This is a genomic window from Thalassomonas actiniarum, assembly GCF_000948975.2.
Classification (GTDB): Bacteria; Pseudomonadota; Gammaproteobacteria; order Enterobacterales; family Alteromonadaceae; genus Thalassomonas; species Thalassomonas actiniarum.
This window is the reverse complement of sequence record NZ_CP059735.1, coordinates 1850969-1869516: the sequence shown is the minus strand read 5'-3', so window position 1 is coordinate 1869516 and position 18548 is coordinate 1850969. Positions and strand designations below refer to the sequence as shown.

Here is an 18548-nt window from a genome sequence, read left to right as displayed (position 1 = left end):
TTATCGGGCAAATTTCCTGCACCAATCCCATTTTTGGGATTTTGTTTATCCCAAAAATGGGTTTAGTAAAGTTAACCTTGTACCAAAAAAACAACAAAAACAAGTTTTAACCTTAAATATCAACACATTAACCAATTGGCACAGAGCCTGCTCTATTGAAACCAGTTTATTTTCACGGAGTAACCAAGTTGGATATTAACAGAGCAAAAGCAAAAAAGTCTGCGCTAAGCCGTTATTGGCCCTGGTCAATCCTGGTTTTCTTGTTGGCCGGTGCTGCCTATTACCTCTACTTCCTGGCTCAGGCTGACTTTGCCATCGACAGCGAGACCCTGGTGATTGGCCAGGTCAAGCAGGGAAAATTTTCAGTCTCCGTCAGGGGCAGCGGCGTGCTGGTACCCGACAATATCCAGTGGTTATCCGCCAATGTCGATGCCCGGGTAGAGCGCATCCTGGCCAAACCGGGAAAAATCGTCAACAAAGGCGATTTAATTGTTGAGTTAAGCAACCCGAAACTGGTGCAGCTACTGGAAGAAACCCAATGGGAGCTTGAAGCCGTTGCTGCGGAAAACGAAGCCGAGCGGGTAATACAGGAGTCTGCCCTGCTGGATCAAAAAACCAGTGTATTAAATGCCCGCCTCGATTATGAAAGCAGCAAGTTAGAGCAGGATGCCCACAGTGAGCTGTTTCAGAAAAAAACCGGCGCGGTCTCGAAAATAGATTATCAAAGAACCCGGCTGGAAACCAAACAGTTCAAGCAGCGCTGGCACATCCAGCAGCAAAGGCTGGCGAAAATGACCGAAAACCTTAGCGTGCAAAACAATGCCCGTGATGCCCGTTTGAAAAAGATGCGTAAAACCCTGGAGCGGGTGCGCCAGGATGTCAACAGCCTGAAAGTCTATGCCAGCATCAATTCTGTGGTGCAGGATGTGCCGGTTGAAGCCGGCCAGCGCATCACCATGGGCGGCAATATTGCCAAACTTGCCCGCCAGGATTCCCTGATCGCCGAACTCCAGGTGCCTGAATTACAGATCCGCGATGTAATGATCGGACAAAAGGTGGTGATCGACACCCGCAATAACAAAGCGTCAGGTGTCGTCACCCGGGTCGATCCCGCCGTGGTTAACGGCAATGTCCAGGTCGATGTCAGCTTCAGCGGCGAGCTGCCTGGCGATGCCCGCCCCGACTTAACCGTAGACGGTGAAATTAAAATCGCCGAAATCAGCGATACCCTTTATGTCAGCAGGCCGTTATTTGCCCAAAGCCAGAGCACGGCCAGCTTTTATAAAGTCACCGACAGCGGCAATTTTGCCAGCCGGGTCAAGGTAAAACTGGGCAAAGGCTCAGTGGATCAAATCCAAATCCTCGAGGGCCTGGCCCCGGGAGAGAAAATCATTATTTCAGATCCCAGTACCTGGGAGAGTTATCAAAAAGTGCGCATTAATTAAAAACAGATACCAGACATAGAAAAAGCCCCCTAAACCAGCATAAGATAAGCAAAAAAAGGAACCCGTTATGAGCACATGTTTAATTGCATTAGACAAGGTCAAAAAAGTCTTCTATACCGACGAGGTTGAAACCCATGCCTTGATGAATATCTCCCTCAAGATAAACAAAGGAGAATATGTGTCCATCTCCGGTCCTTCCGGCTGTGGCAAATCTACCCTGTTATCCCTGCTCGGCCTGCTCGATACCAGCTCGGGCGGTGAATATCAGCTGGCGGGAAACGATGTCTCAGACATAGATAAAAAAGAGCGCGCCCGTATCCGCAACAAAGAGATCGGTTTTATTTTCCAGTCCTTTAACCTGATCAGCGATCTCGATGTCGAAGAAAACGTGGAACTGCCGCTCACCTATCGCAAAGACTTAACGAAAAGCCAGCGGCAGCAAATGGTCAAAGACGCCCTGGCCAAGGTCGATATGTCCCACAGGGGCAAACACTTCCCGGCGCAATTATCCGGCGGTCAGCAACAGCGTGTTGCCGTGGCCCGCGCCATCGCCGGCAATCCCTCCATCATATTGGCGGATGAGCCCACAGGTAACCTGGACTCAAAAAATGCCGAAGCGGTAATGCAGCTGCTGGATAAGTTACACGCCCAGGGCGCCACCATCTGTATGGTCACCCATGACCCCCGCTCCGCCAAACAGGCGAAACGTACTGTCGAATTGTTAGACGGGCAGATCATCGCCGACCACAGTACAGAAAAAGGCACAGATAACGGCAACGCAGCCGCTTAAGGGGACAGTGACAATGATAATGCAGGATTTTAATTACGCACTGCGTCTGCTCGGGAAAAAGCCCGGCTTTACCGTGCTAACCACCTTAGTTATGGCCACCGGCATAGGCTTAAGCCTGTTCCTGTTCAGCTTTTTTAATACCGTCTTGTTTAAGGACCTTCCCTTTAAAAACAGCGACTCCCTGGTGGTGATCGGCACCTCGGAAAATAAGGCAAGAAATTCCGGCGAGCTCAATATTCTCGATTACAAGGAAGTTAAAGCCGGCCTCAAAGGCATGTCGAACTTACTTGCCTACCACAGCTCCAACGTCAATGTCGTCGGCAGGGACGGCTCGAGGCGCTATGGCGCCACCTATACCCAGCCGGGCATGTTTGAAATCACCCATACCTCACCGCTATTAGGCAGGGGTTTTACCGAGGCCGAAAAAAAGCGCGGCGGCGAAGCCCTGGTAGTGATCAGTTATGATATCTGGCAAAACCAGTTTGCCGGTGACAAGCAGGTCTTGGGTCAAACCTTGCGGGTTAACGGCAGAAACCACCGCATTATCGGGGTGATGCCAAGCGGATATTTCTTCCCGAACGTTTCCGACCTCTGGATGCCGCTGCACCTGGATCGCGGCCAGTTAAGCCGCCAGGATGCCGGCACGGTTTACGGACTGGGCCATCTGGATCCCGGTGTATCCAAACAGGACATCAATAGCCAACTGGATATGATCATGGCGCGTATCGAAGAAAAATACCCAAAAAGCAATCATAATATCGGCGCCTATGCCGATACTATCCCGATGACTGCAGTCGGCGACGGCATTGCCGTGGTATATGCCATGCAAGTCGTGGCAATATTGATCCTGATCCTGGCCGCCATCAATGTCGGCAATTTATTATTATCCCGGGCAGTTGAGCGCAGCAAGGAAACCGCCATCCGGGTCGCCCTCGGGGCGCCGCGTTCACGCCTGATCAGCCAAATGTTATGGGAAAGCATTATTATCTGTAGCCTGGGCGGGGTGATCGGTTTATTAATGGTTGCCTGGGGCCTGGAGGTCGCCCAGGCGATCACCGCCACTTTTTTCGTGGAAAAACCCAGCTTCTGGTGGAAATTCGGCCTGGATGCATTTGCGATAAAGTTATTTTTTGCCTTTGTGATTGCCACCGTGCTGATGACAGGTTTATTGCCGGCATGGAAAAATTCCGGTGAAAACTTTAATGCCGCGCTGCGCGACGGCACCCGGGGAGCACAAGGGAAAAAAGCCGGTCGCTTAAACAAAATATTGGTGATCAGTGAGATATTAATCTCAATCGCTGTATTGATCGGCGCTGCGGTAATGGTACTTTCCAGTTATTTACGCACCACAGTCGATATCGGCGCAAACCCCGACAACATCTTGACCGCCACCATCAAATTACCAAAAACCGATTATCCGACACCCGAATCGCAGAGTCAGCTGGTCAAAACCCTGCAATCGAACCTGGAAACTAACAGCGGCATCGAAGATGTCATGATGGTTTCCTCGCTACCGGGAAAATACAGCCAAAGCCCGTTTATGGCGCTGGAAGGAAAAGTCTATCCGCTGGACCGCGGTTACCCCAAGGCCAATTATATCGCCGTTACCCCGGGCACCCTGGCGAAACTCGGCGTCGAACTCAGACATGGCCGTTACTTTAACAGCGGCGATCAGGGCCTGGATAAAAGCACGGTATTGGTGAGCGAAAGTTTCGCCAGACAACATTTTGCCGGTGAAACCGTGCTCGGCAAACGCCTGCGTCTGGTAGAGCCGGGCGACTATACCCCAAAATGGCTGACCATAGTCGGCGTGGTCGAGCATACCCGCCAGGGAGATACCCAAAGAGGCGAGCTGCCTTCGGTATTTCGTCCGTACAGCCAGGCGCCGCGTCCGCAAATGACCATCGCCATGCACATGAAAACCGACAGCATGACCACCATGACGCTGCTGCGCGATACCCTAAAAGCCATAGATGCGGAGTTGCCTGCCTTTAGGGTAGAAACCTACCACCAGAGCCTGGACCGCAATTATGCCCCGGTACGCTTTATCAGCAAGGTACTGCTGCTCTTTGGCATTGCCGCGGTGATCCTTGCCGGCAGCGGCATCTATGGCGTCATGTCCAATACCATCAACCAAAAAACCCAGGAAATCGGGGTAAAACGCGCCCTGGGCGCTGATGATGAGCATATCAAGAAAGAATTGTTATTATCCGGTTTTAAACAGTTCTTAGCCGGCAGCATACCGGGTTTGATCGCCGGTTGCGCCCTGGGCTTTGCCATGGCGCAGGTGATGGGGGTCGGCGGCAGCGCCGTTATCCTTATCGCCCTGGGTACCGCTTTCATCATAGGCGCCGTGGTCATGGCGGCCACCTACTTCCCTACCCGCAAGGCGCTGGAAATGGAACCGAGCCAGGCGCTGCATTATGAATAGGGTGTTAACTTAACCCTAAAAACCCGGCGGCGCCGAAAAACCAGTAACGCGCCGCCGCATTTTAATGGACAAGCGCCCGGCAAGAAAATATAGTCGCATTAATAAGTTAACACCGTTAGCGAAAGTGCGGTAAACACCGCAGAAGATAATTCCCCGGCATTAGGAAAACATGAGTACATTAGCCAAGATTTTATTAGTGGATGATGACAACGACATCCTGTTAGCACTCAAAATGCTTTTAGTGTCTGAAGGTTACCACGTCAGCTTAACACAAACCCCCCAGGCGGCCCTGGCAGCCCTGAAACGGGAAACTTTTGATTTGGTCCTGATGGATCTCAACTACTCCCTCGATACCACTTCGGGCGAAGAAGGCCTGGCCCTGATTGAAGCCGTCAGAAAAGACGACGACGAGATCCCCATAGTAGTGATGACGGGCTGGGGCACCATAGAAGTCGCAGTCGCGACCATGCAAAACGGCGCCAATGACTTTATCCAGAAGCCCTGGGAAAACGAGCGTTTGCTCGCCATTATCAATAACCAGCTCAAACTGGCCAGCAGCGAGCAGCAATCGAAAAAGTTAAGCCGGCAAAATCAGTTATTACAGCAGCAGGTCAACGGCGATATCACAGATGACATCATCGCAAAGTCACCGGCGATGCAGCAGGTACTGGGGATGATCAACCAGGTGGCCCAAAGCGATGCCAGTGTCCTGCTCACCGGCGAAAACGGCACCGGCAAAAGCCTGTTCGCCCGTTATATTCACACCCATTCACCGCGCAAAAACGCCCCGCAAATTTCCGTGAACATGGGGGCGGTCACCGAAACCCTGTTTGAAAGCGAAATGTTCGGTCATAGCAAAGGCGCTTTCACCGATGCCAAAGCCACCCGCATCGGTCGCTTCGAACTGGCGGACGGCGGCAGTTTATTTTTAGATGAAATCGCCAATACCCCCTATTCCCAGCAAGGCAAACTACTGCGGGTCCTTGAAGACAGGGAGTTTGAAAAGGTCGGCGGCAATAAAACCCAGCAAGTCGATATCCGGTTGATTTGCGCCACCAATGCCGATCTCAACCTTGCGGTTGAGCAGCAGGAATTCCGCAAGGATTTACTCTACCGCATCAATACCATCACCATAGAAATTCCCCCGCTGCGCAGCCGTCTCGAAGATATCGTGCCCCTGGCACAATCTTTTCTTCACAAAACCGCTGTCAAATACGGTCAGGAGGTACTCACCTTAAGCAGCGATGCGCAGTCGGCGCTTTGCAATTACAACTGGCCCGGCAATATCCGGGAGTTGCACCATGTGATGGAGCGGGCACAAATATTGTCCCAAGGTAAAGAGATCACAACCGAAGCTTTGGGCCTGACCTTAGCCTCCGCTGCCGCCAGCTCAACCCCAACAAACCTGCCCGGCGGCACGTTAACAACGCTGGAGCAAAATGAAAACGGCGAGCTTGAGACCCTGGCCTCGCTTGAATTGGAAATTCTCGAACTCAGGTTATCCCATTTCAACGGCAATGCCATCAAGGCAGCAAAATCATTGGGGTTAAGCCGCAGCGCTTTTTACCGCAGATTGGGGAAAAGTGAATAAAAATGACAAAGTATGGCGCACCAGGCCCGAGAAAATCATCCTTTGAAGCCCAGTTAACCCGGCTGTCGTTAATATCCTCCCTGCCGCTTTTTTGCCTGCTGATCCCGGTTATGTTTGCTGCCGGGATCTCAATATACCTGATCTTGCTGACGGCATTGCTGTCGGGGCTCACCCTGATATATTGCCATGTGAAAATCCACCAGAAATCCGCCTACCAGTTTCGCAGTTTAACCAACATACTCGAAGCCATGCTCCAGGACGATTACAGCTTGCGGGCACGATCGGATCACAACCATGATGCCCTTAACGAGCTGGTAAATACCATTAACGGCCTGGCACAAAAACTCAACCGCCAGCGCATAGAAACCGCAGAAAGCCAGCTATTACTGCAAACGGTGATCAATAATATCGACGTTGCCATAGTGGCCTTAAATGAGAACCGGGAGATTATGCTCAGCAATCCTGCCTCAGATAAACTGCTGGGCTTAACACAAAGCAATACGGCAAACGCCGACTTACTGCCGCTGGCGCAATTGGGCTCGCTTGAAGCAGGCCAGAGTAAAGTCATGCCGTTAACCTTTGGCCAGCGCCAGGGAAAATTTAAAGTCCATATGGAAGAGTTCAGGGAAACCGGCCTGCAGCATAAATTGTTGTTTCTCACCGATGTCAGCACCCTGCTCAGAAACGAAGAGCGCAACGCCTGGCAAAGCCTGGTACGGGTGATCAGTCATGAAATCAATAACTCCCTGGCGCCGATTGCCTCCATCAGCCAGACATTAAGGCGCTTGATTGAGCGTCAGGAAACGCTTGAAGGACAGCAAGAGAATTTACTCGAAGGCCTGTCCATCATTTCACAGCGCAGCCATAACCTGAAAAACTTTGTCAACAGCTATAAGCAAATTGCCCGCTTGCCTGAACCGGATAAGAAAAAAACCGCGATCAATGACTTGCTCAACAAAATTATTCCGCTTTTTCAAGGGCAGGAGCTGATCGTAAAACCGGGAGCAGACATCAATTTGTCGATCGACCCGGTACAAATAGAGCAGGTTTTGATCAACCTGCTTAAAAATGCCCAGGAAGCCATGCAAAACTTGAGCTTAGATACAAATAAGGAAACATCGGGAAAAATTGTGATTTCCTGGCAGCAGAAAGATGAGCTATTTATCCTGAAAATAACCGATGAAGGTACCGGCATCAGCAACACCGACAACCTGTTTGTGCCTTTTTATACCACGAAAAAACAAGGTTCAGGCATAGGTTTAGTGCTGTGTCGACAGATACTGGAAATGCATGAAGGGAAATTAAGCCTGGATAACCGCAGCGATAAAACCGGCAGTATAGCCACAGTGGAATTGCCGATAAGTAAGCATTAAAACGGCGAGTGATTAACCAGCCGTCTTGGGCTTAACAATAACTCAGGATAATCTTACTTCAGCAAACGGCGACAGCCAAAACACAACAAACCTAAGGCAAAAATCACCAGGATATTGGGCTCAGGTACGCTCACAGTATTAGCGCTGCCAACCGTCCGCACCAGGGCAACGCCATAACGGCTTTCCCCCTGATCTGCCGGGGTCACCCAGTCAGAGGATAACCAGGCAAGAGGCGGGATTTCGTTGCCGGAGCTGGCAAAACCATAACCATCACGCACATACGCCATATTAATAGCACCGTCCTGATCATCGTCATAACCAAAATAAGCCGAAGAGACCGCATACTCATCAAAATAGAGCGCTTGCCTGTCATCAGGCACGGTATAAGTCGCGCCAAACAGCTCGACAAAGTCCTTATGAATGCTGTCAACACCAAAAGTGCCCCAGTTATCCTGATTAAGGTTTTCATCCGCCACCCAGGTATATTCAGGAAAAAAATCAGAAAATAATTGCGCCATATGACTGCTGTTGGCCAGCGACCAGCCGTCATAATCATTTAACACTTGCTCCACGGTAAGCCCGGCGGTTTCATCCCATTGCAGCCACTCAAGGCTCTCACCGGTGACGATATTGGTTTCGGTATCCAGGGTGTAACCGCTGTGGGTGATCAAAGAAGCATTGGCGAAATTGCCGGTTAATAAAACCAAGCCTGCCAGGGCAAAATTTAAAAATTTTGTCGACATAAACATACCTTTTCTACACTTTCCTTAATATCTTGGAAAGCGACTACTAAAACTACAGGTTATTAATTGAGCGCCTTTATAACACCTGATATGGATTTATTCAATAAATCTTTTTTAATCAAATGGCTGGGAAAAGTCGTGATTTAGCAATGAATAGTTGCTTATTTGCAAAAAGTGGTAGTTAACACCTTACCTGCGCTTTGGTTTCAGGCAGCAAACTGATTCACCGCGGTGGCAGGCAAGTTTATCAATGCCTGAACAGGAAAAGGCAATAACTTCCTGCTCAGGCCATTTCCCTATATCGCTGTATCTGACAGGATCTGTGGCGGGATCTGATACTCTTTAGAATATAAACGATTTTGGTTTAAATCATATATCTCTAAAGTCATAGTCATCGACTCATCCATATCATAAATCTCATATAATAAATCCCATTCGCCGATCGGCGCGCCGTACAGCAATTTATGCTGAAGATATTCCCGTCTGCCGTCTGCTGTGGTGGTAAACCAACGGGCAGCAACGGCCGTTCTCTCGTTGGCACCGTCAATACCGGGAATATCAGGATCAAAAAGCACCCCCAGGTGCAATGTTTTATCCCGATTGTACTTATTCATACGCCCGTCGGGTTTCACCAGGCGGAATTCACCATTACCGCCAAAGCTTTTGCTTTCGTGGTACTGAAAAGCCCCCTGGACTATGTTCTCAAGCGAGACATCCGTGGCCGTTAACTCATAGTGAGCAATGGTAAACTGCTTAACCAGCTTAAGTTCTTCTTCGGTCAAGTCAGCCTCGGCAAAAATCCATACCAGGGCTTTACTCATTTCCCTTACCGCGGCATTAAAACTAGCTTTCGAACGCTTTTCATACTGCCTCAACGCCATCAGTTCCAGGCAACGTGGGACATTTTTATAGGCCTGCGGCGCAGTACAGTAAAAACGTGCCAGCCGTATATTGTTGGACGGGCTGTCATTTAATTCCTGAGCTTTGCCAAGATGAATTAATGCCTGCTGCCAGTTTTGGGCAAAATGCTCGCCTTCCATGTACATACGCCCTAAACGGCCATGTGCCGAGGCAAATCCAAGTGCTGCACTCTTTTGATAATATGTTGCCGCTTTATCCAAATCTAAAGGCAGTTGTTCGCCGGAATGATAATAACTGCCCAAATTAAAGTTGGCCCGGGCGTGGTCATAAGCGGCAGCTTTTTGATAATAAAGCACGGCTTTTTCCTGATCGTTATCAACATTATCATCGCCGGTATAACCGTCGGCAATATTCGCAAAATCATTTGCTATTGCCTGCTTGCTCCCGGCACTAAGCGTTTCAGGCGCAGGTAATGCTAACTGTAAAGTTCGCATTAAAAACTCACTGGTTATTGCCGCCTCGTGCCGGTCACCTTGCCAGTCACTGTGACCGTGAGCAGTATCCTGATAAAACATAAACTCTACAGGATGTTTGCTGCGACTGAGGATATATTTAAAACGATTGGAGTGCTCGAAGTCGGCAATATTATCTTCCCGCCCGGCAATCAATAAAATAGGCGCTTTTAATTTTTTAAACAGGTATAAAGGAGATACATCTATCAGGCCCTCATGAAAATCACCGACGGTTTTGGCGATTCGCTCCCGGTATTCTTCCCCTGAGCGCAGGTTACTGGCATTAAACAGCAGAGGCAGATCGTAAATACCAAAAGCGCCGACCACACAATCATATAATTGTGGATGTTTGATCGCCAACATCGCGGCAGAATAACCGCCATAACTGGCGCCGATAGCACACATATGTTTGAATTTATGTGTTTTTGTGACCTGATTCACCGCGCTCATAATATCCTGCTCGATCAACTGGCCAAACTCCCCGACCCCGCGCTCGGCAAAAGCCTTACCAAAACCGGAAGAGCCCCTGAAGTTAACCCTCAGTACAGAAAAACCGCGACTGGCATAATATTGGACTTCTTTATTAAAACGATCGCTTTCCTGAACCCCTATGGGGCCGCCATGAGGCATAACCAATAAAGTCGAATGGTCAATCTCTTGTGCCAGGGTTAAAAATGCTTCAATTTCAATACCGTCAGCGGTTTTAACCGCTATCTGCTCCGAAGGTGAGAAGCTTAAGTCCTGAAGATCGGAAAAAGAAACAAATAGCCGCTTCGCCTGATCCGATTGCTGGTTATAAATAAAATACTGCCCCGGCTCGGTAGAGCCGTTGACATATAACAAACTGATTTTTTTCTTGGCCAGGTGGTCAATCACATAAACTTCTTGATTGCTAAATGTTTTAGCCAGACGCTTGATAAAGTGCGCTTTATCCTTTTCAAAATAAAGTGTCTGGGTCAGGCCATATTTTTTATAGGTGACATAAGCTAAATGACCGTTAACATCAAAACTGGCAGCAGTGATGTCATATTTGGGATGCTGATAAATAATCTTACCGAACATTTGGCTATTAATATCAAACTCACGTAACAGCATCTTATCACTGTCTTTATCGGTAAGTACGGCAACAGTGTGCTCATCTAAAAAATGGACGGTTCTAAAGCTATATTCATCATCTTTAAGGGTGATCACCCTGTGCCACTCTCCGTCCGCTAAAGCGGCATATTTGATAGAGAAGGTTTTCTCCTCTTCATCGTATTCACGGGTAATAATACGCTCTAAATGCTCATCATAAATGTAGTCACTGATATTAGCGCCATCATGATCAACCTGATATGCCTGCTCAAAATCGCCTTTAGCCAGCTGAGCTATGCCTATGATGTATAAATCGTATGCCGTAGAGCGGGCCCTTCTTCGTTTAGCAAACATCACCTTATTCGCTTGCTTCGGCAAACGATGAACCAGATAACCTTGTGTTTTAATCCGGCTAAGCTGAATCTTTTCACCTACCAGTTCACCGACAAAGCTGATCTTTCGCTCTTCATTGATAATATTGAGATATAACTGGCGCTCATTTAACCAGTTATAGCCGTCTAAGGCGTTATCATTGCCTAAATTTACCCGGGATACAGATTTATGTTTGCTGACCTTAAACAAATCAAGGTAATGGTTCTTCTCATCCCGAAAATAGCTGGTGATATAATCGCCCGAAGGCGAAAGTTTTACCATGGCATTGTCTGCATTGGTAAATAGCTTATCTGCCGACAAAGGCTGAGCCGTCAATAGCTGAGGTATCACCAATCCCAGGAATAAACATATAAGATTAAACAAGCGCATGATTATTCCTCTAACTGGGCGGCTAAAAATTCAAAAAAGCGGTCCTGGCCGGGCCCGCCATAGACAACTGAATTGGTCATCAGAATATTGCTGTAATTTTCTTCTAAAAACTCCAATGCCTCTGAAGAGCGGTTAACCAACTCAATATTGATCCTCGGATACCAATGACCTCTCCTGACAACTTCCAAATGACCGACATAGCTGATTTCATCGGCACTGACGTCAAATTGCCAGGACTCTTCATCATCAAAAACAAGTTCCCAGTAATTATCCAGCATTAAACGATCTATGGTGTAAGTGCCCGCCTCTATATCAACCAGTAAATAGTTAGTGCCTTCTTTGATATCTTTTGAAGTTAACTGGATATTCTGCGGGCCTGAAATATTTATCGTTTTCAGGTTTTGATTGGTTTGAATACCAAAGAGTACGTAACCCTTACCTTGTTTCAAGACCAGGTTTTGATCGTTTTGCAGGGAAGTAACCCGTGTGGCGCAACTGCAAAGCAACGCCGTAGCAAGCAATAGAAATAATAACCGCATTAATTGTCCTAATATTATGGTTTAGTCTTTTACAACCCTCCTGGTGGAGGTACACCTGAAAAGCTAAGCGGCATTATGACTATGCTTATCAACTTTTTAGACGCGCTATTTTACATATTTCATGCATTAAAACCAAGGTTTCCCCCGGCATAATTAACATTAGGATCACTTGCTGATATCGCTTAATTTACTTACTTTAAACAAAGTTGTCTTTTACCGCTCCAGCTTTTTTACAAAGGTAATCTTGGCATCATCCGACCCGGTTTTTTCCTGGTAACCGCTGATTTGATAGCCGTTTGAAAGCAACATTTTCATCATATGGGGAAAGCGGTTCATGGATTTTACCCTGATCTTTTTATATCCCAACCCGGCTACCTGAGTTTCCTGGGCCCGTAACAGCTTTTTCGCTATGCCCTGGCTGCGGTAAGCGGGTAAAACCCCTCCCTGCCAGCTGTAGAAACACGCCTCAGCCTTTGATGTTTCATAGCCAAGTTTAAAACCGGCAAGCTCGCCGTCGACTTCGGCAATCAACAACAGGTAAGGACTTGAACCGATGCGCTCAAGCAGTTGACTGACCGGCTCGACCTCAAGCATCTCCGGAATATTGGCCTTGATGGCGATGGCTTCTTCAAAACTCCCCTGGCGAATTGTTAACATATTTGTTCCTACTCATATTTGCTTATTTATCAGCTGTAAAGTGCCTGCACCCTGTCACGGATAAAGTCTACCGCCACTTTCACCTTAGGCACAATAATCTCCTGCTTTTGATACAGCAGATACACGGCAAAGTTTTTATTGGTGGTAACAGATACAGCCGGTTTGATGAAGAGTTCCTGCAATTGCCCTGAGGCGATATAAGGCGCCACCACCCAGCGCGGCAACATCAAAATCCCCCTCCCCTGCAGCGCCTTTTCCAAAATCCAGCTGCCCTTGTTTGATAAAAAAGCCGCCGGAGCCGAAACATTTTGCCACTGGCCATCAATTTGTGCCAGCCAGGGAGTCGGTCCCCTCGGGGTATTAAAATACAGACCTTTGTGATGCAACAAATCGACGGCCGTTTCAGGCTGCCCCCACGCTTTAAGATACCCGGGAGAGGCCACCGGAATAAACTGGTTTTCCATCAATTTTATCGCCATCACCCGCTCATTAGGGGCAATACCACCGCGAATGGCGATATCCGCTTCATCATGCCCTAAGGTGGATAGCTCATCGCTGAGGTTGACATCTAAAATGATCTCGGGGTAAAGCTCGCTAAATTCATCCAGCAAAGGTAATAAAATGTGCTCACCAAATCCTACCATAGCGCTGATGCGCAGCTGCCCCATAGGTTTTGCCTGATAACTGCGCACTGCTTCATCGCTTTGCTCCAGCTGATGTAAAATATCCTGAATGCTATTAAAATAAATCCGGCCTATTTCCGTCAATTTGACCTGACGGGTGGAGCGAATAAGTAAACTCGCGCCCAGGCTTGCTTCCAGATCTGCCACCCTTCTTGATAAAGAAGAAGCCGGCACGCCAAAGCTCTTGGCCGCCTGAGTAAAACTGCCGCTTTCCACCACTTTTGAAAAATATCTTAACGCCCTGAGCTGATCCACTGCCTTACCTGTCCCTTACCGGCTTTTATAAAAAGTCATTAGCTATCAACAGCAACATAATCAAGCATTATTGTCTTTTTAGCAATTAAGCTTAGCCATTCTGGTTATATATCTTACCAATAAACTGGTCAATAATAGCCTGATAAGGCAGTAAGCAGATGTAATATTTTATTTTTATTAACTTTTTATTTTCCCGGAGCCCCAGATGCCCAGCTATAACGAAATCAAATTAAGCAAACACTTTGCCGGTGGCCCAGTCACACCCGATTTATTTGAAGTGGTCAGCAAAAATATTCCCGAACCAGGTGAAGGACAAATTCTGCTCAAACAAACCCATATGTCGTTAGATCCCGCCATGTTTGGCTGGATGACACCGGATACCGAGAGTTATATTCCCCCGGTTGCCTTAGGCAGCACCATGCGCTCATCGGGCATTGCTGAAGTTATTGCCAGTAACAACCCTGACTTTGCCGTCGGTGATCAGGTCATGGGCATGACCGGCTGGGCAGAGTACCTGTTAAGTACAGGCGAAGGCTTAAACAAGGTACCCCCGGGTGTTGATGCGCAAACCGCATTATCGGTATTCGCACTGCCCGGGTTAACCGCCACCCAGGGGTTATTTAATGTCGGCAAACCTAAAGCGGGCGAAACCTTAGTGGTTAGCGGCGGTGCCGGCTCTGTCGGTTCCTTGGTGGGCCAGCTGGCCAAAGCGGAAGGATTAAGGGTAATAGGTGTTGCCGGCAGTGATGAAAAATGTGCCTGGATGGTCGATGAGCTCGGTTTTGACGGCGCCATTAACTATAAGTCGGATGATATTGAAGGCCAGCTCAGCGCCTTAACGCCAAAGGGTATCGATATTTATTTTGAAAATACCGGCGGTCCTGTCCAGAACCTGGTGTTCGAGCGCATGAATGCCCATGGCCGTATCGTGGTTTGCGGCATGATAGCCGATTATGCCAAAGAAGTTCCCGGCCCTGGCCCGAACTGGATCCCTGTCATTAAAAAGCGCTTAACCATTGAGGGTTTTACCATGCCGGATCACTTTCACCAGGTACCTGAACTATTAGCCAAGCTCACCCCGTATGTGATGGCAGGGAAAATTAAATACCGCTGCCATGTACTCGATGGCCTGGAGTCTGCTATTTCGGGACTAAACCTCTTTATCACCGGGGAAAACAAAGGCAAATTACTGGTCAAACTCTAAAGTGTCCAGTCCTTAGAGGTTACTAGCGGCCATAGCTGATGCTTGTGGCCGGCTTTTTCCCGCCTTTTACCGGAATCAGGGCGTCAGCCCGTGGCGGACAAAACTCTGGCCGCCGCAAACCATACAGTCGGCAACTTCACTAAAATGGGAAATGGTGAGTTTTTCATGACAATGCTGGCATTCGAGTATGCCAAAACCGATAAAATCACCGCTGTGGTATACCCCCTGGTGATCGAGATCGTCGCAAAGCTCGCTCCACTCCACCTGGGATCTGTCGGTCATCTTGGCCAGGGTGTCCCAAAATTCTTCATTGAGCAAACCCAGATAAACCGAATGTTGCGCCTGTGACTGGTTTTGTTGGTAAAATTCACGTAAATCATACCTGAAATTATCGAGAAACTGCCGTACCCTTTCTTCCGGCAAACTCTCCGCCGCCGCCAACAAGCCTTTTGCCGTTTCCACCACCTCCACTATCTTAGTGATTTCATGCGCCTTGATATCGGCGAACCAGTTAGACAAGTTATCATAAACCCGCTCAAAACCGCTTTTATTTTCAGCCATCACAGTGCTCCTTTTGATCCTGAGGTTTACACTAGATCAGTTTCTTGTTTGTTACCTTGATTATAGTCAAGCAAGCCACCGGACAGGCAGTTTATACCAAACGTAATAAAGAAGTGACCAAGATTCAATGAGGATAAACGCTCAAATTCAAGGCGCGTGATTGAGCAATAGTCAGCTATTGGGATTGAGCGCAACGAAGAAATTGAGTGTTTAGACCATTGAAGATGGTTAATTCATTATTTCGTTTGGTATAAATTAAACCACTTAGGCAAAAGGCATTTATATTGACAAAATTCAACCGCAAAAGATAAACACGACCTAGATTAAACTTGTTGTTAACCCCATGGATAAGGTATTCTATGCCGATATTTTTTACAGGTCGCTGCCGGGCAAGTGATCCCCAAGCCGGGATACCCTTGCGCTTTACCAGCCCCCAAATTTAAGCGTTTGAGAACATCTTAATGGAATCCACTTACAATCCTAAGTCAATCGAAGCCCAGGTACAGCAGTACTGGACTGAAAATAAAACCTTCCAGGCCGTTGAAAAGCCTGGCAAAGAGAAATTTTACTGCCTTGCCATGTTCCCTTACCCGAGCGGACGCCTGCATATGGGCCATGTGCGCAACTACAGCTTAGGCGATGTCATTGCCCGCTATCAGCGCATGCAGGGTAAAAACGTGATGCAGCCTATGGGTTGGGATGCTTTTGGCCTGCCGGCAGAAAACGCCGCCATCAAGCATAATTCTGCTCCGGCAAAATGGACTTACCAAAATATCGATTACATGCGCAACCAGCTAAAATCTTTAGGTTTTGGTTTTGACTGGAACCGTGAGCTGGCCACCTGTCAAAAAGATTACTACCGCTGGGAGCAATGGTTCTTCACTAAGCTTTATGAAAAAGGCCTGGTATACAAGAAAAACGCCACGGTAAACTGGGATCCGGTTGACCAGACAGTATTAGCCAATGAGCAGGTCATCGACGGCCGCGGCTGGCGCTCAGGCGCTATCGTTGAGCGCAAAGAAATTCCTCAGTGGTTTATCAAGATCACCGACTATGCCGAAGAGTTATTAACCGACCTGGATCAGTTAACCGACTGGCCTGAGCAGGTTAAAACCATGCAGCGCAACTGGATTGGCCGCTCCGAAGGGGTGGAAATGACCTTTAAGGTTGCCGATTCCGACGAAACTTTTGATATCTACACCACACGTCCGGACACCCTGATGGGGGTCACTTATGTGGCGCTGGCCGCCCAGCACCCGTTAGCTTTAGCTGCGGCTAAGGACAACAGCGAACTGGCTGCCTTTATCGACGAGTGCAAAAACAGCAAAACCACGGAAGCCGATATGGCGACCATGGAGAAAAAAGGTGTCGATACCGGCTTAAAAGCCGTACACCCAATCACGGGCGAGCTGGTTTCCGTATGGGCCGCCAACTTCGTATTAATGGATTACGGCTCGGGTGCGGTGATGTCGGTACCCGGCCACGACCAGCGCGACTGGGAGTTTGCCACTGCCTATGGCCTGCCAATCAAACAAGTCATTACCGGCACAGAAGATGAGTCTATCGAAACCGCCGCCATCACAGAAAAAGGCACCTTGATCAATTCAGGCGAATTTGACGGCCTGGACTTTGACGCCGCCTTTAAAGCCATCTCAGACAAATTAATCGGCGAAAGCAAAGGCAAGGTTACCGTTAACTACCGCTTAAGAGACTGGGGTGTTTCCCGCCAGCGTTACTGGGGTACGCCTATCCCGATGATCAACCTGGAAAACGGTGAATCCGTGCCGGTCCCTGAAGACCAGCTGCCGGTGGAACTACCCGAAGATGTGATCATGAACGGCGTAACTTCGCCAATCAAAGACGATCCCGCTTGGGCAAAAACCACCTATAACGGTCAGGACGCCCTGCGTGAAACCGACACTTTCGATACTTTCATGGAATCATCCTGGTACTACGCCCGTTTCTGTTCGCCGGATAACGAAACCGGCATGTTAGACCCGGAAAAAGCCAATTACTGGTTGCCGGTGGATCAATACATCGGCGGTATCGAACATGCGATCCTGCATTTATTGTATGCCCGCTTCTTCCATAAATTATTACGCGATGTCGGTTTGGTTGAATCAGACGAACCGTTCAAGAGCCTGTTATGTCAGGGCATGGTGTTGGCCGATACCTACTACCGTGAAGCAGACAACGGTGCCCAGGAATGGATTTCACCGTCTGACGTTAACGTTGAGCGCAATGAAAAAGGCCAGGTCACTTCAGCGGTCAGCAAGGTTGACGGTTTACCGGTCACTTCTGCCGGTATGAGCAAGATGTCGAAATCGAAAAACAACGGTATCGACCCGCACGAAGTGATTGATTTATACGGCGCCGATACCGTACGTTTATTTATCATGTTTACTTCACCGCCGGAGCAAACCCTGGAATGGTCCGACTCGGGTGTAGAAGGGGCTCACCGCTTCCTGAAACGGGTGTGGAAATTAGCGTTTGATTTCAATGAAAAAGGCGCTGCGCCTTCCCTTGACGGTTTAAGCCTGAGCAGCGAACAGAAAAAGCTGCGTCGCGAATTGCATAAAACTATCGGCAAGGTCAGTGACGATATCGGTCGCCGCAACACTTTCAATACCGCCATCGCCGCGATTATGGAGCTGATGAACCACTTAACCAAGGCGAGCATGGAAAGCGATGCAGACCGCGCCGTAATGGGCGAAGCCGTGCGCGCCGTGGTCCTGATGTTGACCCCTATCGTGCCGCACATGAGCCATCACTTATGGAACATTATCGGCGACGGCAATGCCGTTGAAGATACCCTGTGGCCACAAGTCGATGAAGGCGCCCTGGTAGAAGATGAGAAACTGATCATCGTCCAGGTCAACGGCAAGTTAAGAGCAAAAATCACCGTTTCTGCGGCACTGGCCCAGGACGAGGTAGAAAAAATTGCCTGTAGCGACGACAATGTCAGCAAATTCATTGTCGATAAAACCATACGTAAAGTGATTTACGTACCGGGTAAACTGCTTAACATAGTCGCGAATTAATGATTAATTTATTAAAAAAGCATTTG

General features: G+C 48.5%; 13 protein-coding genes. 7 read left to right on the top strand and 6 right to left on the bottom strand.

Annotation, left to right across the window (positions count from 1 at the left end; genetic code table 11):
* Positions 1-188 precede the first annotated feature (188 nt).
* From SG35_RS08205 to SG35_RS08185, 5 genes are all read left to right on the top strand, one after another.
* On the top strand, positions 189-1445 hold the full coding sequence (locus tag SG35_RS08205) for an efflux RND transporter periplasmic adaptor subunit (protein WP_053042762.1): 1257 nt from the start codon (positions 189-191) through the stop codon (positions 1443-1445).
* A gap of 67 nt (positions 1446-1512) precedes the next feature.
* Entirely contained in the window at positions 1513-2235 is a 723-nt protein-coding gene (locus SG35_RS08200) for an ABC transporter ATP-binding protein (protein WP_044830771.1), read from the top strand.
* A 13-nt stretch (positions 2236-2248) separates the two neighbouring features.
* Positions 2249-4666 (top strand): ADOP family duplicated permease, encoded by a 2418-nt coding sequence (locus tag SG35_RS08195; protein WP_044830770.1) that lies wholly within the window; start codon positions 2249-2251, stop codon positions 4664-4666.
* A gap of 169 nt (positions 4667-4835) precedes the next feature.
* A complete protein-coding gene (locus tag SG35_RS08190; protein WP_044830769.1) occupies positions 4836-6257 on the top strand; it encodes a sigma-54-dependent transcriptional regulator in 1422 nt (473 codons plus the stop codon).
* A 2-nt stretch (positions 6258-6259) separates the two neighbouring features.
* Positions 6260-7630: a sensor histidine kinase gene (locus tag SG35_RS08185; RefSeq protein WP_044830768.1), complete on the top strand. Its 1371-nt coding sequence runs from the start codon at positions 6260-6262 to the stop codon at positions 7628-7630.
* Positions 7631-7683: 53 nt separating this feature from the next.
* Here SG35_RS08185 and SG35_RS08180 read toward each other — a convergent pair whose 3' ends face one another.
* From SG35_RS08180 to SG35_RS08160, 5 genes are all read right to left on the bottom strand, one after another.
* Entirely contained in the window at positions 7684-8373 is a 690-nt protein-coding gene (locus tag SG35_RS08180) for a PEP-CTERM sorting domain-containing protein (protein ID WP_160298211.1), read from the bottom strand.
* A 296-nt stretch (positions 8374-8669) separates the two neighbouring features.
* Positions 8670-11582 carry a prolyl oligopeptidase family serine peptidase gene (locus SG35_RS08175; RefSeq protein ID WP_044830766.1) on the bottom strand — a complete coding sequence of 971 codons (2913 nt, stop codon included), beginning with the start codon at positions 11580-11582 and terminating at the stop codon, positions 8670-8672.
* A 2-nt stretch (positions 11583-11584) separates the two neighbouring features.
* On the bottom strand, positions 11585-12121 hold the full coding sequence (locus SG35_RS08170) for a hypothetical protein (protein WP_044830765.1): 537 nt from the start codon (positions 12119-12121) through the stop codon (positions 11585-11587).
* Positions 12122-12334: 213 nt separating this feature from the next.
* Positions 12335-12778: a GNAT family N-acetyltransferase gene (locus tag SG35_RS08165; RefSeq protein ID WP_044830764.1), complete on the bottom strand. Its 444-nt coding sequence runs from the start codon at positions 12776-12778 to the stop codon at positions 12335-12337.
* A gap of 29 nt (positions 12779-12807) precedes the next feature.
* On the bottom strand, positions 12808-13716 hold the full coding sequence (locus SG35_RS08160) for a LysR family transcriptional regulator (RefSeq protein WP_044830763.1): 909 nt from the start codon (positions 13714-13716) through the stop codon (positions 12808-12810).
* 205 nt (positions 13717-13921) lie between these two features.
* Between SG35_RS08160 and SG35_RS08155 the strand changes: the two genes are divergently transcribed.
* On the top strand, positions 13922-14920 hold the full coding sequence (locus tag SG35_RS08155; protein WP_044830762.1) for an NADP-dependent oxidoreductase: 999 nt from the start codon (positions 13922-13924) through the stop codon (positions 14918-14920).
* Between the two features lie 75 nt (positions 14921-14995).
* Here SG35_RS08155 and SG35_RS08150 read toward each other — a convergent pair whose 3' ends face one another.
* On the bottom strand, positions 14996-15481 hold the full coding sequence (locus SG35_RS08150; protein ID WP_044830761.1) for a zinc ribbon-containing protein: 486 nt from the start codon (positions 15479-15481) through the stop codon (positions 14996-14998).
* Between the two features lie 461 nt (positions 15482-15942).
* Between SG35_RS08150 and leuS the strand changes: the two genes are divergently transcribed.
* Positions 15943-18522, top strand: a complete 2580-nt coding sequence (gene leuS, locus SG35_RS08145) for a leucine--tRNA ligase (RefSeq protein ID WP_044830760.1) — start codon at positions 15943-15945, stop codon at positions 18520-18522.
* Positions 18523-18548 lie beyond the last annotated feature (26 nt).